Genomic DNA, 21,177 nt, shown 5'->3' with positions numbered 1-21,177 from the left:
CACAGAAACGGGAACCACTTCGCAGCAGCTTCGGGACGTGCGGCAGAGATCAAGGCGTATGCCGACGCCTATCTGCGTCAACCTGTCTTTATTTGATCAATCCGATTTTCATATATCGTTCGACATAGCGTTAAAATCCAATATCAGCCGAGTCTTTGGGTGTTTGCAATGTCACCCCACCCCTGTGTTTCTGTTTCCTATGCACGCTTGCAGGCCGAGGGTGTGAATGATGGATTGTTATTTTTTCTAATACTGGAAACCTTTTTCTGATATTAGAAAAAGGTTTCTGATAATAGAAAAAATGGACGGGTTTGGCGGTCTGATAAACTATATGTTATGTGCAATAAGGATATATGATGATAACCAAAATAGAATACATAAAAAAACACGGTCTATTTGAAAATTTCCGCTGGAACAATGATCTAAAAGAATTCAGTAACTTTAATCTTATTTATGGATGGAATTATTCTGGTAAGACTACATTATCAAGAATATTCAGATGCATTGAATTGGAACAAATGCATACTGATTTTCAAAATAGCACATTTGAGTTATCATACGACAGCGATAAAATCAACACATCGAATCTGAACAATCATTCTTTTCATTTTAGAGTATTTAATACGGATTACATTAAAGAAAATCTAAAGTGGGATGAACAGGAAGCAAACCCTATTTTTATTCTTGGCAAAAAGGATATTGAGTTACAGGAAAAATTAGAAAAACTTTATGAAGCTATTGAGACAATCAAAAATGATATTACAGCAAAAAATAATGATAAAAATAAACTTGAATCATCAATAGAAACGGCATTAACAACTAAAGCCAGAGAATTAGATAGGATAAAACCACCATACGATAAAAGAAAATTAAAGCAAATATTAACTACTATTGAAAAGGATATTCAAAAATACAAATTAGATAAAACTAAAGTTAACCGACTTATTGATACAATAAATAGTGCAAAGAAAGAAAAGGTCAGTGAAATTAAAATTGATTTTGAAATTGATGAGCAAAAATATCTTGAAATATTAGATAAATCAATTATAGCAAAAACAATTGAGCGACTCAAAAGTAATCCGGACTTAAACACTTGGGTAAATACTGGTTTAAAATTCCATAAAGGCAAAAACAAATGTGAATTTTGTGGTCAAATCCTACCAGCAGGTCTTATTAAGTCTTATGAAGAACATTTCTCAAAAGACTATGAGATATTATTGAACGAACTGAAACAATTTATCCAACAGACGAAATTAAAAACTATAGAAATCACTCTGCCCGATAAAAATAGTTTTTATCCGCAATTTATAGACGAATTTCAAAATGTAAAAACAACTTTAGCACAGGAAATTAAAATTTACAACAAAGGAATCAAGAATATAATCGCCCTGCTTGAAAAAAAATATTCGAATCCATTTGACCGACTTTCAAGTGAATTTAAAACCGCTGATATATCAAATCTTAAAAAAATAATACAAAGTATAAACGGATTAATACAGCGTCATAATGAATATGATAAAAACCTTGAAAGCAAAAAAGATAAAGCATTTGAAGATTTAGAAAAACATTATGCTTATGAATTTGATCAAGACAATAATTATTACAAAAAATTATCAAAAATTAAAAATCTGGAAACGGAAATTGAAAATTTAGAAAATCAAAAATCAGAGAAAGTAAAATCAGCCGAAGATTTTGAAGCCAAACTTTCCGACATTTCTAAAGCAGCGGATACTATTAATGATTATTTAGAAAGTATTTTCGGTGGAAGCCATTTACAGGTTAAACCAACCAATGATGATAAATTCGAACTCATCAGAAATAATGAAAAGGCAAAAAATTTAAGCGAAGGCGAAAAAACTTCAATAGCATTTGCTTACTTTTTGACACGACTAAAGGATAAAGAAACAGACTTGTCAAAATCTATTGTTTTTATTGATGATCCGATTTCAAGCCTTGATTCTAATCATTTGTATAATACCTATGCCACAATTCGTTCAGAAGTTGAAAAATGCAAACAACTTTTTGTTTCAACCCACAATTTGGAATTTTTTAATTTACTAAAAGACTGGATGAAGAAAATAAGGGGGAATAAAGAACAATGCAGATACTATCTTATCGAAAGAATAAACAAAAATGATTCTGAAATAGCGTCTTTAAGAAATCTTCCGAATTTTTTATTAAACTATAAATCTGAATATTACTTTTTGTTTGATAAAATTAATAAATTCTCACAGTCACCTTCTACGGATTTTGAAGATTTATACCAAATACCAAATGTCATAAGAAGATTTTTGGAAGCATTCGTGGGATTTAAATATGGCGCAGGTTTAAAAAAGGGATTAGAATTTATAATAAAAAACGAAGCCGAAAGAATATGTGTTGATAAATTTGTAAACAACTTGTCTCATCAAACAGGTTTAAACAGGAATCTTATATTATCTGACATCAGTGAATGCAAAAAAGTAGTAGATATTGTTATAGATGCTGTTAAAAACAAAGATCAGGATCATTTTGACGTTCTCCAGAAAATTTGCAATGAAGCACAAGAGAATAATGAAAATAGTTAAAATAATAATTTGTAATAATGGCACATAACCACTGCATTAACTTGACCGCAGGGGTTGTGCGGTTTTTAAGTTTTGTTGCACGAACAAAGTTCTTGAATTTATTAAAAGTCTTTGCCCCAAAACCTGCGGCAAGTTATGCAAATCGTTCGGTGCTATGAAAATATGAATGAGCTAAATACATTATTTTCAGGATTGGCATTAGTACTTTCTATAATTAGCCTTTATCTACACAGAAGGAAACCAAAGCTTCATATCATTTATGAAGATAAGTTTCCCTTTAAGAAGTTATTAATGGTTAAAAATGGTTCTAGACCTTTTCCACCAGAGGTTTTTATACGAGTGAAAGTTCTAAATTCCCAACGCAAGATTGCCAAAAATTGTTTTGGTAAGATTACAGAGTGGTATACAAATGGAAAAAATGTAAATAAATTTGATCCCATAAAACTACATTGGGTTTCAAACAATATTGATGATTATTCTCCAATTGATTTATCAAAAGATGAATTTGAATATTTGGATATATTGCTTACAAAAAAAGATCAATCTAAAATACAGGTATATTCAAATACACATCCAAGGGGCACACCCCTGATTTTTGATGACAAAGATGATCATATATTTAAGCTTTCGATATACTGTGAAAATGAGACTTTTGTCTCGAAATGGTTTAAAGTTAATTTTCAAGAAAAAGATCCAGACGAAGAATGTACATGGATCTCAATGCAAAATTTAGACAAAGCTGCAATCAAAAAATTAAAGAAGGACGCACAATCGAGCAGGCGGCTCCGGCCATAAGACCGGAGTGCGCCTCTCACACCACCGTGCACCACGGGCACTTTTTTCGGTCGCGTACGGGTCTCGTACACGGCGGTTCCCGCCAGCAGGCGGGCAGACTATTAACCACGAGTCGGTTTCAGTACAATAACATAGAAACAGAACCCCTGCGTTCCAATCTGGCATTGGTTATTGTTGTGCTCAGAATGGGACTGCAGGCAACGGCCCAGCGATTCGGGTGCGGCTCCATGCACAAGCCATGTCGGAAGGGATTCCCTGTCGCATGAGATTCTTCATATTCCGATTCGGTTTCTTCTCCCGAACGCTTTCGGGACCAGATGCAGCCGCGTAAACGACGGCGAATCCAAACGTCAATATCCCGTAATTTGCCGTGCATATTGGTCCCGACGCGTCGGGAAAATAATTGATTTACCCTGCTTGAAAAAAATTCAGACGTGCGATGCGTTCGTCAAAACTGGCCGGGATTGTCTTACGAGTGACTGACTTTTGTCATGGATGGCTGTTCATCCCGAGTCGGGCAATCAGTCGTAAACAGTTGGCCCGGTGGGATAATTTATCCAACGGGGCTGGCGCGACATCTGACAGATCTCCCCGGTCAAGTCGTTTATCCTTGAGTCTATGCCGGCTGCATTTACATAGCTGAGTTTGTTGGCTATGGGCTTTGCCAACTCGCCCATAAGGGACTTGCACCCTCTGGATAATCTGTGTATATTAAAGACATCAAATATACACGCGACATGCCGGGCTAAGAGGATAGGAAGGTAAATGCATAATCAGAATCCAGAACAGATTGCCAGAGATAAAATTGATAAAATGCTCATTGATGCGGAATGGGTTGTTCAATCAAAGAATAAAGTGAACCTTTCTGCCAATAAAGGGGTTGCGGTTCGTGAATACAATACTGATGTTGGACCCGCTGATTATGTATTATTTGTGAAGAAAAAACCTGTTGGAATTATAGAAGCAAAGCGTGCAGAAGAAGGACATCGCTTATTAGTTGCAGAAGATCAATCTTTAGGTTATGCAGAAGCCAAGTTGAAATATCTTAATAATGATCCACTTCCTTTCATATATGAAAGCACCGGGACACTTGTCCGTTTTACAGATAAAAGAGATCCAAAACCACGCAGCAGAACTGTTTTTAGTTTTCATAAACCTGCAACAATTGAAAAATGGCTAAAGCAGGGGAACAGTTTACGCAAAAGATTGCTTGATCTACCATCCCTGGATCATACCGGTTTACGTCCCGCGCAAATAGTGGCTATAGAAAATCTTGAAGTATCTTTTAAAAATGACCGGCCACGGGCATTGATACAGATGGCTACGGGTTCAGGAAAGACATTTACCGCCGCCACTTTTATTTACCGATTACTGAAATTCGCTGATGCCAGGCGGATTTTATTTTTGGTTGATACTAAAAACCTCGGTGAACAGGCAGAACAGGAATTTATGACTTTCCAGCCAACCGATGATAATCGAAAATTCACCGAATTGTATAATGTACAGCGTTTATCATCGAGTTATATAGCTTCGGATAGTCAGGTCTGTATTTCTACCATCCAGCGTCTCTATTCAATCTTAAAGGGCGAAGAATTGGAGGAAAAAGCAGAGGAAGAAAACCCCAATGAAAGCACCTGGATGCAGCAACAACTCGATAAGAAGCAGCCTATACCCGTTGAATACTCATCAAAGGTTCCAATAGAACAGTTTGATTTCATTGTCATAGATGAGTGTCACCGCTCCATTTACAACCTGTGGAAACAGGTCCTGGATTATTTCGATGCCTTTCTGATTGGTTTAACGGCCACACCTGATAAACGGACTTTTGGGTTTTTCAATGAGAACGTGGTCAGCCAGTACAGCTATGAAGAATCAGTAACAGACGGGGTCAATGTTCCTTATGATGTGTATTCCATTGAAACCGATATAAGTAAAAACGGTAAAGTTGTAAAGGCGGGCTGGTTTGTCGATAGACGGGACAAACTGACACGGCAAAAGCGTTGGCAGCAAGAAGATGAAGATACCGCATATTCCAGAAATGATCTGGATAAAAAGGTGGTAAACCCGAGTCAAATCAGACATATTATCAAAGAATACAAACGGGCATTAAAAACAGAGATATTTCCCGACCGTTTTGATGAAAACGGCGATTATGAGGTGCCAAAAACCCTGGTGTTTGCCAAAACAGACAGCCATGCGGATGACATCATAAAAATAATCCGGGAAGAGTTTGACGAAGGTAATGATTTCTGTAAAAAAGTAACCTACAAAGTAGAAAAAGATCCAAAATCAGTTCTAAACCGTTTTCGCAACTCTTATTATCCACGGATTGCTGTTACGGTTGATATGATTGCCACGGGAACAGATGTCAAACCTTTGGAAGTGTTGCTGTTTATGCGCGACGTCAAAAGCATCAACTACTTTGAACAAATGAAAGGCCGGGGAACACGAACCATTGACAAAGACAAACTGCTGCAGGTTACCCGAATGGCAAACAGCAAAACCCATTTTGTTATTGTGGATGCCATTGGCGCAACAAAGTCAAAGAAAACAGACAGCCGGCCATTGGAGCGTAAACCAACTGTTGCTATGAAGGACTTGCTGGGTGCCATCACCATGGGCGTTAAAGATGAAGACCTGTTTTTGTCTTTATCAAACAGATTGATCCGTCTTGAAAAACAAATTACAGAGAAAGAAAAAGAAAAACTGCTGGAATACTCCGGTGGTAAAAACCTGAAACAAATTACCAAAGAACTGATTACTGCTTTTGACCCTGACGCAATCGATAAGAAAGCACAGGAAAAAATTGAAAAAGTACCTGTTCAGGACAGAACGCCTGAGCAAGCTGAAGAAACTAAAAAGGAAGCACAGCACGAGTTCATTCAGAAAGCTGCCAGTACCTTTAACGGTGAATTCAATGAATATCTGGAAAATGTACGCAAAGAACACGAGCAAATAATCGATCACATCAATATTGACACCGTCACCACGTCGGAATGGGATTCTTTTTCTGTGGATAAAGCCAAAGAGACAATCAAAGATTTCTCTGATTATCTCCAAAAACATACAGATGAAATTAAAGCACTAAGCATTTTCTATAACCAGCCCTATAACCGTCGAAACATCACCTTTACCATGATTAAAGAGGTAATGGAAAAGCTAAAGCTGGAAAAACCGCAACTGGCGCCGGATTATGTCTGGAATGCCTATGCTGCCATTGAGGATGTAAAAAGCAGGCAGCCCGAGGATGAATTAACCGCTCTGGTTTCGCTTATCCGCCGTGTCTGCGGTATTGATAGTGAGCTAAAAGCCTTTGATAAAACCATAGACGAGAATTTTAAAAACTGGATTTTTAGACAAAATGCCGGCAAGCACAACCGTTTTTCACAGGAACAAATGGACTGGCTGCGAATGATTAAAGACCATGTGGTGAGTTCCTATCATATTGAAATAGACGACCTCGATTATACACCTTTTGATGCACAGGGTGGTCGAGGAAAGATGCATCAATTGTTTGGAAACGAAATGGATACGATTATGAATGAATTGAATGAGGTGTTGGCGGCGTAAAGACAAGGCATGCCTTGTCTAAATTATATAATGAAAAAATTTAAAGGAAAATACAGGATAGAATCAACCCGATTACAAAATTGGGATTATGGATGGAACGCATCATATTTTGTAACCATTTGCACGCAAAATCGGGAACATTATTTCGGAGAAATTGATAATAATGAAATGATCCTGTCAGAAATAGGAAAATTGGCAGAAAAATATTGGTACGAAATACCACAACATTTTCAATTTGTGAAATTGGATGAATTTGTGGTAATGCCAAATCACATACACGGAATTATTGTAATTTACAAAAATGATATTGATAATGATATTGGAATCAATGGTGATAACAACGGGAACAACGATAATAATGATAATAATGATAATAACGATAATAACGATAATAACGATAATAACGTAGAGACAAGGCAATGCCTTGTCTCTACGGGAAAACCGCCGATAACCGATAATAACAAAACAATAGGCCAAAAACGGTTTCAAAATCAGGGCAAAAATACCCTGTCGTCAATCATTGGTTCATTTAAATCTGTGGTAACCAAAAATGCCCGAAAAATACATGCCGATTTTGCATGGCAATCACGATTTCACGACCATATTATTCGTAATGATGAATCATTCCAACGCATAAAAAAATACATTACGAACAATCCACACAATTGGGACAAGGACAGAAATAATAATGGAGAGAATGCGTGATTGAAAGAAGATATTATTAATGAATTGAATAAGGGCTTGGCGGCGTGATGAAAGAAGATTGGATTAAAATAAAATTGGGTAAGGTTTGCAATTATTCTAAAGGGAAAAAGCCAAAGGTATTGGCTAAAAAATATTCAGAGGCTACTCCATATCCTTATGTTAATATAAAGGCTTTTGAAAAAGGCATTTTTGAAGAATACACAAACGGTGAAAAATGTAATCTTTGTGAAGAAGGTGATTTGTTGATGGTTTGGGACGGTGCAAGAGCCGGGCTTACTGGCAAAGCACAGAAAGGAGCAATAGGTTCAACCTTAATGAGAATTGAACCGCAAAAAGGTGTTGTAAAGAACTACCTTTTTTACTATTTATTATCACTTTATAAGAAATTAAATACAAATCCAAGAGGTGTTGGGATACCCCATGTTGAACCAAGTTTATTATGGGATTCTTATTTTTTACTCCCCCCCCTCCCAATCCAACGCGCCATCGTAACCAAAATCGAAAACCTCTTTGCCTCCTTCGACAAAGGCATTGCCGATCTGAAAAAAGCACAGGAGCAATTAAAAGTGTACCGGCAGGCGGTGTTGAAAAAGGCGTTTGAGGGGGAGTTTGCGACACACAAATTAGGGGAAATTGCAGTTGTTAGTCGAGGGAAGTCAAAACACCGACCAAGAAACGATAAATCTTTATTTGGAGGTAAATATCCCTTCATACAAACAGGAGAAATAAGAACAGCAAATGGCGGCATTATTAAAAAGTATTCAAATACTTATTCGGAAAAAGGGTTAGCTCAAAGCAAATTATGGCCAAAAGGAACTTTATGTCTAACAATAGCGGCTAATATAGGTGAAACCGCATTCTTAGGTTTTGATTCTTGTTTCCCTGATAGCGTTGTAGGCGTAAAACCAAATAATGAAGTTTTATCAGACGAATTCTTAAACTTTTATATACGAAAGATAAAAAAGGATATTGATAACAAAGCTTCTGCAACAGCTCAAAAAAATATTAATGTCAGGTTTCTTAACGCTTTAAAAATTCCTCTACCATCATTAGAAGAGCAAAAAGATATCGTCCGCGAAATCGAATCCCGCCTATCCATTTGCGACAAAGTTGAACAAAGCATTACAGAAGGACTGCAAAAATCCGAAGCCCTGCGCCAGAGCATCCTGAAAAAAGCCTTTGAGGGCAAGCTGTTGAGCGAGGCCGAAATTGAGAAATGCAAACAGGAATCGGATTATGAACCGGCAAGTGTGTTGCTGGAAAAAATAAAGAAGACAAAGCATGACAAATAAAATTGAAATATATAAAACACCTGATAATCAGACTGAAATACGGGTTCAGTTTGAAGAGGATACCATTTGGCTTAGCCAACTGCAAATGGCAGAATTATTCAATAAGGATGTACGCACCATTAATGAGCATATTAAAAATATTTATAAAACAGAAGAACTGATGCCGGATTCAACTATCCGGAAATTCCGGATAGTTCGGCAGGAAGGCAAACGAAACGTAAAGCGAAACATTGAACATTACAATCTTGATATGGTAATCTCTGTGGGGTACAGGGTGAATTCAAAAAGAGGAACACAATTCCGCCAATGGGCAACCCAACGCCTTAAAGATTATCTTGTACAAGGCTATGCTATCAATGAAAAACGACTGGCACAAAAACAACAGGAAGTAGAATACCTAAAAACAGGAATACGCGTTTTGGGCCGTGCTATTGAAGAAGCTACAGAGAAAACCAATGAACAGGTTTTTGCTGTTTTTTCAAAAGGACTGGCTTTATTAGACGATTACGACCATGAACAATTAGACCTGAAAGGTAATACGACCCGGCAAGCTGTTTTTCCTTCGTTTGATGAGTATATGAAGCTTTATTCATAGCATGCACTCTGAATTCCAGTCGGATGTATTCGCAAAACCTAAAGACCAGAGTTTTAAAAGCTCCATCAAACAAAGTTTTGATGGCAAATATCTTTACCCGTCCATTGAGGAGAAAGCGGCTAATTTACTCTATTTTATCACCAAGAATCATTCGTTTGTTGATAGCAATAAACGCATTGCAGCTGCTTGCTTTGTTTATAGCAAATAGCAAAACCGAGGAAGCCGAAACAGTAAAAAAGTTAGTAATCAGTATATTAAACAGGGGTAAGCAATGACTGATTCAGCAATTATTTCAAAAATATGGAACCTTGCAGGCGTGCTTCGTGATGACGGAGTGAGTTACGGCGATTATCTGGAGCAAATCACCTATCTTCTATTTCTAAAAATGGCAGATGAGCTAAATAAACCGCCTTACAACAAAGGCCTGAAATTTCCCCGCCTGAAAGATGTTGAGGGCAATGAAAATAAGGACAGTGAAATTTGCGACTGGGAAACGCTTTCCGCTAAAAGAGGCGCCGAGCTGGAAGCATTTTATAATCAGTTGCTCCGCAGTTTAAGCACGGAAAAAGGCATTCTGGGGCAAATCTTCACCAAAAGCCAGAATAAAATACAGGACCCGGCCAAGCTTTCCCGTGTCATCAACATGATTGACAAGGAACAGTGGTCAATGATGGGGGCGGATATAAAAGGCAGGATTTACGAAGGCTTGCTGGAAAAGAATGCCGAAGACACCAAATCAGGGGCAGGCCAATATTTTACCCCCCGTTCGCTCATTAAAACAATGGTAAAGTGTGTTCAGCCCAAACCCATGAAAACCATTGCCGACCCGGCATGTGGTACGGGTGGTTTCTTTTTGGCTTCGTATGACTGGATTGCCAACAATCATGATTTAGACAGGGAAGAAAAGGACTTTTTAAAAAACGAAACCTTTCATGGCAATGAGATCGTGGCCAATACCCGCCGTTTGTGTTTAATGAACATGTACCTGCATAACATCGGCGAAATAGAAGGCGAAAGCTACATTTCCCCCAATGACGCGCTGGTTGCTGATGACGGGAATCGTTTTGATTATGTATTAACCAATCCGCCTTTTGGCAAAAAAAGCTCCTACACGGTTACCAATGAAGCAGGAGAAGCACAAAAAGAGGATATAAGCTATAACCGTCAGGACTTTTGGGAGACCACATCGAACAAACAACTTGGCTTTTTACAGCATATAAAAACCATGCTCAAAGTGACAGGCCAGGCAGCCGTTGTACTGCCGGACAATGTGTTGTTTGAAGGCGGTGCCGGTGAAGAGGTTCGCAAGCAGCTGATGAAAACAGCTGACCTGCATACAATTCTCCGGCTGCCCACCGGTGTATTTTATGCCCACGGAGTAAAAGCGAATGTGCTGTTTTTTGATAACAGAGCAGCGAGTAAAGAGGCGCACACAAAAGAAATATGGTTTTACGATTACCGCACCAATGTGCACCATACACTGAAGAAAAAACCAATGACATCGGCGGATTTAGAGGAATTTGTCAAGCTCTATAACCCTGAAAACCGTCACAAGCGAACCGAGACATGGAGCGAGGAAAGCCCGGAAGGCAGATGGCGTAAATTTACCTATGAAGAAATATTGGCACGGGATAAGACCAATCTTGATATCTTTTGGCTGCGGGATAAAAGCCTGACCGATCTTGATAATCTCCCCGATCCTGATGTTCTGGCAGGAGAGATTATTGAAAACATAGAATCCGGTTTGGAAAGTTTTAAAGACCTTATGGAAACTATTAACGGGATGACCGAAGAGTGAAGATCACACAACCACTTGGAGTTGTCCTGGCAGTGAAATCGAGAAAGAGTTTGTTGATTTGAAAAACCGGGTGTACACTGGTTAAAGAGATTGGGTTATTGCGTAACAGCGCCAGGCAACTCAAGTGAACGTTAAAACACCCACTTCCAACCCGGAACAAACCACAAAATTCAGTTCTTAAAAAAAAAGGTTGCCCGATTGCCAAAGATTTCTTATTTTCCTTTTACAGTGAACGCGTTTCCGGGGGACGGAAAACGATCTGCCGACAATTTATAAAATAGTATAACGTTTGTTAGGGATAACAGAACAGGACGTCATATGTCAGAATCAGTTGCAGGTGTGTATCAACATTTGAAAAGCGGAAGCGGTTTTTTGCGCAGCGTGGACAATTCATTTCAGCCCGGCTCGCGCGATGTCTGGGTATCGCGGCAATTGACGCGCGAATTTGGTTTGCAGGACGGCGCCACCATCATCGGCACCGCCGAGGACACAGAGCGCGGACTGCAGCTTCGCGAAATAGAGAGTATTTGCGGTTTGGAACCCGTCGACTTTAAACGCCGCACCCGGCTGAATCAGCTGGTGCCGATTGATCCGTTAGAGCGGATCAAAATGGGAGAAAGCGGAATTCCCTCCATGCGAATTATTGAACTGATCGCGCCCATCGGCAAAGGCACACGCGGCATGATCGTTTCTCCGCCCAAAGCCGGTAAAACTCGTATACTGGAGGAACTCGCCAATTCCATTGCCAAAGTCGAACCGGAAACCCGCATTATCGTGCTGCTCATCGACGAACGGCCGGAAGAGGTAACGCATTTCCGCCGCGGTGTGCGGGCCGAAGTGCTGGCCAGTTCCAGCGACCAGAGCATCCAGGCGCACGTGACCCTGGCGGAAATGGCCATGGGACATATCCGTTGCGAACTGGAATGCGGCCGCGATATTGTGGTACTGGTGGACAGTATTACACGTCTGGCGCGCGCCTTTAATTCGCACGGCAGCGGTTCCCGCCGCACCATGTCCGGCGGACTTGATGCACAGGCCATGCAGATTCCGCGGCAGTTTTTCGGACTGGCCCGCAACATTGAAAACGGCGGCTCGGTCACGGTGATCGCCACCGCTCTGGTGGAAACCGGTTCGCGTATGGACGATCTGATCTTTGAAGAATTCAAGGGGACCGGCAACAGCGAAGTGGTGCTTAATCGCAGACTGTCGGAGGAACGCATTTTTCCGGCCATCGATATTGTCGCCAGCGGCACGCGCAAGGAACAACTGCTGTACACAGACCAGGAAATGGAATCATTGAATCAACTCAACCGCGCGGTCGCCAAAACCGACCCCAAAACCGCCATGCTGGCGATGAACAAACTGATCAAATCCACGAAAAACAACGCCGAGCTGATCGAAGTGGTGCGTAAAAAGGGAGAGGCAGCGCTGGAGGGGTGATTTTGAATCACAACACAAACAGAGCCCGACTGACGGGCTAAAATCGTAAAGTCTTTTAAAGATAAACAGGATCGTTGATCTGTCCGCCTATTCCTGTGTCTCGAACATCAGCAGCACATCCTGGTCGTCCTTTAGTAGCAAATTACGGCCTTTGATGGCATAATAACATGCCGATTGCATTGCGCTGTAAAATCGGCTGTCCCATGACGTGTTGCCGCAATATATTTCCGTTGCGACATAGGAACTAAAATCAATCGATTGATCAGCGCCTGTTTGATACTCGCCCATAAAGGCGTTGCAGTCATTCAGTCCGGAACAGGTGCTGTCGGTTTCAAACAGAATAGAATACGATTGATCCTGCGGCGGCGCCAGCAGTTTTCCGTCACTAACGAAAAACTGCAGAGTCCATTCCGGGCCCGTCAATCCGGGAATATCCCCGGGTCCGGACAAATTGAATTCACAGCTCAACAGCAGCAAGCTGCAAAGAACTCCACTCCTGAATGGTGTCATATCAACCGGTTTGATTCTTTTCACGCTTTTGCCTTTTCATCATCGCCAAACGGTCTTTCCAGCTGAATGATTTTTCCGCAAAACAAAATCGTACCCGATCGTTTTTCGCGGATGACCAGCAGAAACGGATGATCAATGTGCATATAGATTTCCTCTTCCGCCCCGGAATTGTCGCCTCTGTACATCATAACAACGACCGTGGCGGCCGCGGCCTCGGTGCCGGTTTCTTCCAGTTTTAAGAAGGATTTTTGCCGAACTTTTTTGATAAATATTTGACTTTTGAGCTCCTGGATTAATCTCGAAAAGTCAGCCCCACCAAAAGCCAGCTGCATTCCCATAGACTGTAAAGCATCAACCAGACTTTTTTCATATTCAAGTTCCAGTTTGGGCAGAAACACATTGATCGAATCCGGTTGCATCGCGCCGGTGATCCGGTTCAGTTCGGATTGGTTGATATGCATCAGCAGGGAATCAAGGGCCGCTGGATTTCCCGGCAGCAGAATGGTCATCGCATAATGTTCGTTCGCATAGGGGAGATCAATGGCCTGCATATGTTTATCCGCATAATAATCGAACTTGCTTTTGATTTCCATCATGTGACAGGGAACCGCACTGCCGTCCGACAGATAAAAATTGTCCTGATCGGTATTTTCCGAGTCAAACTGGTATTTCCAATTCGCTTTGAAATAGATGGCATTGAGTAAAAACATAAATACCAACCCCTGTGGTTCGAAATCATCAGGCGTTATAAAATTCTGAATTCGGTCCTGCGTCTCCGCTTCCACCCATGAATTGATGCGCTGCACACAGGCATCCACCTGCATAAAAACCAGCGTTTCAATCATCGTCTGAAAGTACTCTTCGTTCAAACGTTGAAATTCATCCTGTAAGGTAAAATGATGATCGAGCCAGATGGCGTTGGCAAGATTGAACTCCATATCGCCGCTCAGGTGAACCAATTCATCGATCAGCGCCTTGCAGGTTGCATGATTTTACCGACAAACAAAATCGTCCCGGTGCGGTTTTCCCGGATAACAAACAAAAACGGATGATCGACGCGCATGTAAATATCCTCATTGCCGCCAATGCTCGTCAGTTCCATAATCACCACCGTGGCGGCCGCGGCTTCGGTGCCCGTTTCTTCTACTTTTAAAAAGGATTTCTGCCGCACCTCGCTGATGAATATGTCGTTTTGCCGCTCCTGCACCATGTTTGAAAAATCAGCGCCGCCTGTAAACGCCCTTTGCATGCCCATAGATTGTAATGCGGTTTTTAAGCTCTTTTCATATTCCAGTTCCAGCTTGGGCAGTGACAGAATCACCGAATCCGGCTGCATACCGGCAAGTATGCGGTTCAATTCCGCTGTATCCAGATTCTTGAGCAGCGAACCGATATTAGCCATTTTGCGCGGCAGCAGAACCGTCATGCTGTAATGTTCATTCGCATACGGCAGATCAATGGCCTGTATCTGATTATCCGAGTAATAGTCAAACTCGCCTTTCAGTTCCATCAGGTCACAGGGAGATGTGTTGCCGTCCAACAAATTAAAATTTTGTTCCCGCGTCTCTTCCGGATCGAATTGATACTTCCAGTCCGCTTTAAAATAAATCGCATTAATCAGCAGCATCAGGGTCATAGCATCAATATCACCCGCTTTGACCAGATCCTGAATCCGGTCATGGGTTTGGTCTTCCACCCAGTCGTTGATCGTATCCGTGCATTCCTGACTCTGGGAAAAGTCGAGGCTCTCAATCAACGCCCGGAAATAATTTGTGTTCAGCTGCTGAAAGCTGTCCTGCAGTGTAAATTGATCATTGAGCCAGATCGAATTGGCAAGATTGAACTCGATACCGCCGCTCAGGTTATACAATTCATCGATCAGTGCCCTGCAGGTGGTATTGATCTCTTGCCGGTCGGCGTTGTTATACCCCAGCGTTTGCCGCATTTCTTCATAGGTTTCTCCGTCCGCGCCGTTCAGGGTCATGGTCAAGGCCAGAGATGCGGAAAGAGGTGAGAGAAAAATGTTTTCCTGCTCGCCTGATTCATTATTTACAGTTTCAAGCAAATCAAAACAAAAATTGTTCTGAGAGGTGGTGACCCGGCTGGATACGGTTTGAACCAACACGCCGCCATCATTGAGATCAACCTCCAGAATTTTACTGCACCCCCCGAGTGCGATTGCGATCATTATCGCAAGGACAAAACTGCTTGTTCTGCTCATCATGATCCCCTTTCAGAAATTGAACTATTCTTTGACCATCGGCAGCCCGTATTTTTTGGCTTTTCGGTAAATGGTGGCGCGACCAATACCCAGCTTTTTGGCTGCCTTGGAAATATTGCCTTCGCATTCCAGCAGGGCCTGGCGCAGAGCCTTTTCTTCCAGTTTTTCCACCCAGCTGGCCAGGGTATTATCGGATTCGTAAATACGTTTCTCGCCCAGGGATTTGACGGCAGGCGGCAGATCATTGGCTACAATCTCTTTGCCGTTGGACAGCACCACAGCGCGCTCGATGGCGTTTTCCAGTTCGCGCACATTGCCCGGCCAGTGATACGCCATCAGCAATTCCAGAGCATCCGGTGACACCGCTTCGATCGCTTTGTCTTCCTGCTGATTGTATTTCTTTAGGAAATACGCCGCCAGATGCGGAATGTCCTCCTTGCGGTCCTTGAGCGGCGGCAGTTTGATGGGAAACACGGAAATGCGGTAAAAAAGATCCTCGCGAAAGGTACCTTCTTTGACTTCGGCTTCCAGATCTTTATTCGTGGCCGAGATAATGCGCACATCCACATGGATCAGCTCGCTACCGCCCACGCGCTCCAGTTCACGTTCCTGCAAAACCCTCAGAATCTTGGACTGGGTGGCCGGACTCATCAGTCCGATCTCGTCCAGGAAAATTGTGCCGCCGTTGGCCTGTTCGAATTTGCCGATGCGTTTTCCGGAGGCGCCTGTAAAAGCGCCTTTTTCGTGTCCGAACAATTCACTTTCCAGCAGAGATTCCGGCAGCGCCGAGCAGTTGACCGCGACAAACGGCTTGTCTGCGCGTTTCTGCGAATGATAATGAACGGCGCGCGCAATGAGTTCTTTTCCGGTTCCGCTTTCGCCCTGGATGAGTACTGTGACGTTGCTGTCCACAACCTTTTCCACGGACTGGAACACATCCTGCATGACACCGCTCTGACCGATGATATTGGACAGTGCGTATTTATCTTTCAGCTCGGAGCGCAGTTCGTTGACCTCTTTTTTCAGAGAACTGTTCAGCAATGCGTTCTGAACCGTCACCTGCAGCCGATATTTGGAAATGGGTTTGGTGAAAAAGTCATAAGCGCCCAGTTTCATGGAATCCACAGCGCGTTCAATGGTGCCGTGCGCGGTCATCATAATGACCGGCAGGTCGTGATACATTTCCTTGATCTTGCGCAGGGTTTCAATGCCGTCGATCCCGGGCATCTGGATATCCACCAGAGCCAGGTCCGGCACCTCATCCTGAATGCGTTTCAGACAGGCTTCTCCGCTCAATATGGTTTTAATCTCATATTTGCCCTCCTTGCGCAGACTGGCTTCGATCATCTTGCCGATATTTTTATCATCATCTACAACGTATATCAGTGGTTTATCGATCGCATTTGTCACGGTTGTTTCCCCGTATTTTCATTATATTTTTAATGATTTTACAAAACAATGAGCTAAAAAGCAAGAGTAAAGTCCCGGGCTTTTAAAATATGCTTTTTTCTCTCATAATTGGTTTCCGAATCTTAAATTTCCAAAAGATCATTTCTCTATTAGAGTTGAACCAGCGAATCCAGTACAGGTTCCAATGCTTTGGGATGCTGCACATCCAGCCGAATGCGCAGACACCAGAGTCGGGAATCACACTCGGAGCGGGGCAGTTTATACCAGTCTTTTTCCGTAGTCACCAGCAGATCCGCGTTTTGTTCTTGACCTGTTTGCACAAGCTGCACCATATCTTCCGCTGTGTAAATATGATGATCTTTAAAAGGAATCAGTGTCAGATGTTCCGGCTTGAGACTTTTCAGAGTTTTTTTCAAGTTTTCCGGATGAGCCAGACCGCAAAAAGCCACCACCCGTTTGCCGGACAAATCCGGTGGCAGGCTCTTACCCTGCGCATTTAGCATATCCTGAATCCGATACCGGGCATGCACCTGCGGAACATGCGGATTCAGTTCTCCCGCCTCTTCGGTCAAGTCATCACCGTTGAACCAAAGAACCGAGGCGCGGTTTAGTCCTGAAACAGGTTCACGCAACGGTCCGGCCGGCAGGACAAATCCGTTACCCATTGGATCTGCGGCTCGAAACGTGACAATATCCAAATCCCGGTAGACGCGGCGATGCTGAAAGGCATCATCCAGAATAAACAAATCAGGGTGAAACTGTTTCAGCGCCCATTGCATGGCGGCGGCGCGATCCGCGTCGGCAATGACAATAGCGCCCGGGCAACTATGCGCCAGCATCACGGGTTCGTCGCCGCAGGTCCGGGTGTCGCTCGTAATTGCCGTTCCATCCGAGACCAGCCGGCGTTCACGCGTCCGGCGTCCGTATCCGCGGCTGATGATACAGACCTTGAGGTGGTGTTCCAGATAATAGCGAGTCAACATCTGAACGGTCGGGGTTTTGCCGGTGCCGCCCACTGTAATATTTCCCACACTGATCACAGGAACCTTGCAAAAGAACCGGGCCTTGGGTGTAGAGGCGTAATAGCGATTGCGCCAGCGCATGATGCCGGCATACAGCAGCGACAGCGGCCAGAGCAGCAGACCTGGCCATTTGCGTTCAAAATAACGCATCAGCTTCTGCCTCGAGTTGATTCATACGCGTTTCGATCACAGTTTTCCAGTCGCATTTGGATTGACGCATCACTTTGAACGGTTCCCCGTAAATCAGCGCGCCTTTGGAGAACGGCCGCCAGATCGTAAACCGGTCCCAGGAATTGAAAACAATGGGGTGTTTGGCCGCAAACGTCATGGGTAAAATCACAGCCTCGGTGCGCTGTGCGAGCAGCGCGGCGCCGGGTTTGAGTTGGCGCCGGGGGCCGGTGGGACCGTCCGGCAGAATCGCGCAGGTGCGTCCCTGACGCATGTGGCGTAGCATATCTTTGAACGCGCGACTGCCGCCGCGTTTGCTGGACCCGCGCACGGTGTCATATCCGATCCGCTCCACGGTGCGCGCAATGGCCTCGCCATCCCCGTGTTCACTGACCATGGCCACAATATTCTCAAACCGGTGTGCGTAAATGGGCAGCAGCATCTTGCCGTGCCAGAGACACACCAGCACCGGGCCTCCCATTCGATGCGCCTTGTACCAGTATCTCCGGTTGATCAATCGCGCTCTCAGCATCCAGCCCATCGCCAGAAGCAGCAGCCAGGCCAGTTTCCCGGCGAGCCGACGCAATGTGCGTTTGCGGATACGCATCAGAGCATCTCCAATACAAGTTCCGCGGTGCGCGCCGCGGCTCCGGGCTCGCCGAGCCTTTCACGCACACCGGTCAATTTTTCAATGGTCTCGGAACGCACCATTTCATCATAGAGCAGCCCTTTGAGCTGCGCGGCCATATCGTCGGGGTCAAGATCAATTTGAATAAATTCCCGGGCGACCTCTTCATTGGCAACTATATTGACCAGGCCGATAAACGGGATTTTCACCAGACGCAGGCCGATGCGATAGGACAAGGGTGACACCTGATAAGCCAGAATGAACGGTGTTTTGAAACAAGCCGTTTCCAGCGTAGCTGTGCCCGAAGCTACAACAGCAGCATCCGCCGCATTCATCAGACTGTACGTATGCCCGACCACGGTCTTGATATAGGGGTAATTGCGGATACGGCGCAGCAAATCCCTGTCAATGGTCTCCGCCTGACTGACAGCCACTTGCAGACGCGGATTGTACTCCTTGAGCCGATCCGCCGTTTCAAGCATAACCGGTAAAAGATGTTCAATTTCCTGTCGGCGGCTGCCGGGAAACAGGCCCAAAAGCGGCTGTTCCGGATTCAATTCATATGTTTCGGCAAACTCGGATTTCTTCATATCAACCTGTAACCCGTCCAGCAGCGGATGTCCGACGAATTCAGCGTCGATGCCGTATTTGCTGAAAAACGGCACTTCAAAATCAAAGATCACCGCCATCTTGTTGACAAACACGGCCATTTTTTTGGCGCGGCTCTGGTGCCAGGCCCAGACCTGTGGTGCAATATAATAAAAAACAGGAATACCCATTTTCTTGGCTTTGGAGCCGAAGCGGAGATTGAAACCGGGATAATCGATGAGCACCACCATATCGGCGGAACGGTTTTTACATTCCTGAACAAGATGATTGAATATGCGTCGGAATGTGGGAATATGTTTAATCACCTCGGAAAATCCGATAAACGAAACATCCCGGACGTGATACAACAGTCTCCATCCCCGCCGCCTGCATACGGTCTCCACCGATCCCGAACACCTCGAGTTCCGGATCGCGTTTCAGCAGCTCGCGGATCAATGTGCTGCCGTGCAAGTCACCGGAAGCTTCACCAGCGATCACCAACACCTGTTTTGACATCTCAATTCCCCTGTTGTCCGTCAATGATATCACCGATACAACTGGCAGTCTGCAACGCCTTGAGACCGTCCCGGCCGCTGACCACCGGTTCCTCGTTGTTGTCCAGCGCAGTAAAGAACGCCCGCCACTCCGACTGCATGGCGTCCACCTCGGGCAGGGTCGGTTTTTCATAGACAATATGGCGTTTGTACTTGCCGTTCTGGATATCACCGAGCTCGATTGCCGCTTTCGCCGGATGATCTTGATTCGTAATGCGGTAGATCTCGGTGAGACGCTGAAAAAAGTCGATAGAAATGTAGGAATCCGGCTGAAAAACACGCATTTTTCGCATCGTGCGCTGGGAAATACGGCTGGCGGTCACATTGGCCACGCATCCGGACTCGAATTCAAGCCGCGCGTTGGCAATATCCGCCTGATCCGATATTACAGCTACGCCGTTGGCGCGGATGTCCTTGAGTTCACTTTTCACCAGACTCAGAATAATGTCGATATCATGGATCATCAGATCCAGAATCACTGCCACATCCGTGCCTCGCGGATTAAACGGCGACAGGCGGTGCGATTCGATGAATTTTGGCTCGAATTGTAACGGATCCAGGGCCTGAATGGCCGGATTAAAGCGCTCGATATGCCCCACCTGCAGCGGCACGCCATGCGTTTCCGCCAGATCCACCATTTCCTGAGCCTCTTCCACACTGGCGGCAATGGGCTTTTCCACAAACACCGGTTTTCTTGCTTTAATGGCCAGTTTGGCCATGCGCAGATGATGCGTGGTCGGCACAATAATGCCGACCACGTCTACGGCGTCAATCAGGGCTTCCGGTGTTTCGAATGCTTTACAATTGTACGTCTGACTGATCTCGGCCATGCGCTCGGCATCGCTGTCGTTTACTCCGACCAGCCGCGCTTCTTGCATCTGCGACAAGTTGCGGCAGTGAAAATTACCCAACTTGCCCACCCCCACGATTCCAACGTTGTGCATGACACCTCCGATTTTTTGTAATTTAAAAGTTAGGGAATTTTGCGCTGGAAAACAACGGGAAAAAGGTGGAAAGGAGTAGAGGAGAAAAATACCTTTCAAGAAATGAAATCTGCAAATAAAATTAAAAAGTTGAATTGTATTTTTGATAATTTTAAAATAAAAAAACTTGTTTTTTGTTGATATTATAAATATTATGTACATTGTGGGGTAGAAAAATGGTCAATAACTCGGTTTGAAAATGTATGTTTCGAATTTTCTATTTGTATAAAACAATTAATAAATTCAGATTGTTGAAATTCAAAAACATAATTCTCAAATCAGGGAATCGACAAATGTCTGTTGCCTTGCTGAAATACCCATAGAGCATTTA

General features: G+C 43.7%; 19 protein-coding genes. 9 read left to right on the top strand and 10 right to left on the bottom strand.

Going from position 1 to position 21,177, the window contains the following annotated elements:
- Positions 1-353 precede the first annotated feature (353 nt).
- Both U5R06_22835 and U5R06_22830 read left to right on the top strand, forming a co-directional pair.
- Positions 354-2,567, top strand: a complete 2,214-nt coding sequence (locus tag U5R06_22835; GenBank protein MDZ7725579.1) for an AAA family ATPase — start codon at positions 354-356, stop codon at positions 2,565-2,567.
- Positions 2,568-2,729: 162 nt separating this feature from the next.
- On the top strand, positions 2,730-3,362 hold the full coding sequence (locus U5R06_22830; GenBank protein MDZ7725578.1) for a hypothetical protein: 633 nt from the start codon (positions 2,730-2,732) through the stop codon (positions 3,360-3,362).
- Positions 3,363-3,480: 118 nt separating this feature from the next.
- Here U5R06_22830 and U5R06_22825 read toward each other — a convergent pair whose 3' ends face one another.
- On the bottom strand, positions 3,481-3,738 hold the full coding sequence (locus tag U5R06_22825; GenBank protein MDZ7725577.1) for a hypothetical protein: 258 nt from the start codon (positions 3,736-3,738) through the stop codon (positions 3,481-3,483).
- A gap of 437 nt (positions 3,739-4,175) precedes the next feature.
- On the opposite strand from U5R06_22825, the gene U5R06_22820 reads away from it, so the two are divergent.
- The 7 genes from U5R06_22820 to rho all read left to right on the top strand — a co-directional run bounded on the left by U5R06_22820 (position 4,176) and on the right by rho (position 12,762).
- Entirely contained in the window at positions 4,176-6,932 is a 2,757-nt protein-coding gene (locus U5R06_22820) for a type I restriction-modification enzyme R subunit C-terminal domain-containing protein (GenBank protein ID MDZ7725576.1), read from the top strand.
- A gap of 30 nt (positions 6,933-6,962) precedes the next feature.
- Entirely contained in the window at positions 6,963-7,637 is a 675-nt protein-coding gene (locus U5R06_22815; protein MDZ7725575.1) for a transposase, read from the top strand.
- Positions 7,638-7,684: 47 nt separating this feature from the next.
- Positions 7,685-8,929: a restriction endonuclease subunit S gene (locus U5R06_22810; protein ID MDZ7725574.1), complete on the top strand. Its 1,245-nt coding sequence runs from the start codon at positions 7,685-7,687 to the stop codon at positions 8,927-8,929.
- Positions 8,919-9,524: a RhuM family protein gene (gene rhuM, locus U5R06_22805; GenBank protein MDZ7725573.1), complete on the top strand. Its 606-nt coding sequence runs from the start codon at positions 8,919-8,921 to the stop codon at positions 9,522-9,524. Before U5R06_22810 ends, rhuM begins: the two co-directional genes overlap by 11 nt.
- A 1-nt stretch (position 9,525) precedes the next feature.
- The gene (locus tag U5R06_22800; protein ID MDZ7725572.1) at positions 9,526-9,732 is read left to right on the top strand and encodes a Fic family protein; all 207 of its coding nucleotides are present in this window, start codon (positions 9,526-9,528) and stop codon (positions 9,730-9,732) included.
- A 63-nt stretch (positions 9,733-9,795) separates the two neighbouring features.
- Complete coding sequence (locus U5R06_22795) at positions 9,796-11,322, top strand: class I SAM-dependent DNA methyltransferase (GenBank protein ID MDZ7725571.1); 1,527 nt, start codon at positions 9,796-9,798, stop codon at positions 11,320-11,322.
- A gap of 318 nt (positions 11,323-11,640) precedes the next feature.
- On the top strand, positions 11,641-12,762 hold the full coding sequence (rho, locus tag U5R06_22790) for a transcription termination factor Rho (GenBank protein ID MDZ7725570.1): 1,122 nt from the start codon (positions 11,641-11,643) through the stop codon (positions 12,760-12,762).
- A gap of 87 nt (positions 12,763-12,849) precedes the next feature.
- Here rho and U5R06_22785 read toward each other — a convergent pair whose 3' ends face one another.
- The 9 genes from U5R06_22785 to U5R06_22745 form a co-directional block, all read right to left on the bottom strand.
- Complete coding sequence (locus U5R06_22785) at positions 12,850-13,296, bottom strand: META domain-containing protein (GenBank protein ID MDZ7725569.1); 447 nt, start codon at positions 13,294-13,296, stop codon at positions 12,850-12,852.
- Positions 13,293-14,210: a serpin family protein gene (locus U5R06_22780; GenBank protein ID MDZ7725568.1), complete on the bottom strand. Its 918-nt coding sequence runs from the start codon at positions 14,208-14,210 to the stop codon at positions 13,293-13,295. Before U5R06_22780 ends, U5R06_22785 begins: the two co-directional genes overlap by 4 nt.
- Positions 14,211-14,239: 29 nt before the next feature.
- Positions 14,240-15,496: a serpin family protein gene (locus tag U5R06_22775; protein MDZ7725567.1), complete on the bottom strand. Its 1,257-nt coding sequence runs from the start codon at positions 15,494-15,496 to the stop codon at positions 14,240-14,242.
- A gap of 21 nt (positions 15,497-15,517) precedes the next feature.
- Positions 15,518-16,903, bottom strand: coding sequence for a sigma-54 dependent transcriptional regulator (locus tag U5R06_22770; GenBank protein ID MDZ7725566.1), 1,386 nt, complete (start codon positions 16,901-16,903; stop codon positions 15,518-15,520).
- A gap of 149 nt (positions 16,904-17,052) precedes the next feature.
- Entirely contained in the window at positions 17,053-18,075 is a 1,023-nt protein-coding gene (gene lpxK / locus U5R06_22765; protein MDZ7725565.1) for a tetraacyldisaccharide 4'-kinase, read from the bottom strand.
- On the bottom strand, positions 18,062-18,700 hold the full coding sequence (locus U5R06_22760) for a lysophospholipid acyltransferase family protein (GenBank protein ID MDZ7725564.1): 639 nt from the start codon (positions 18,698-18,700) through the stop codon (positions 18,062-18,064). Before U5R06_22760 ends, lpxK begins: the two co-directional genes overlap by 14 nt.
- Positions 18,700-19,677 (bottom strand): lipid-A-disaccharide synthase, encoded by a 978-nt coding sequence (gene lpxB, locus U5R06_22755; GenBank protein MDZ7725563.1) that lies wholly within the window; start codon positions 19,675-19,677, stop codon positions 18,700-18,702. Before lpxB ends, U5R06_22760 begins: the two co-directional genes overlap by 1 nt.
- Complete coding sequence (locus tag U5R06_22750) at positions 19,628-19,825, bottom strand: hypothetical protein (protein ID MDZ7725562.1); 198 nt, start codon at positions 19,823-19,825, stop codon at positions 19,628-19,630. Before U5R06_22750 ends, lpxB begins: the two co-directional genes overlap by 50 nt.
- A 1-nt stretch (position 19,826) precedes the next feature.
- Positions 19,827-20,807 (bottom strand): Gfo/Idh/MocA family oxidoreductase, encoded by a 981-nt coding sequence (locus tag U5R06_22745; protein ID MDZ7725561.1) that lies wholly within the window; start codon positions 20,805-20,807, stop codon positions 19,827-19,829.
- Positions 20,808-21,177: the final 370 nt, after the last annotated feature.

Source organism: candidate division KSB1 bacterium (genome assembly GCA_034521575.1).
GTDB lineage: Bacteria > Zhuqueibacterota > Zhuqueibacteria > Residuimicrobiales > Krinioviventaceae > JAXHMJ01.
Note: the sequence above shows the minus strand (reverse complement) of the source record. Positions and strands in the feature narration are given on the sequence as shown.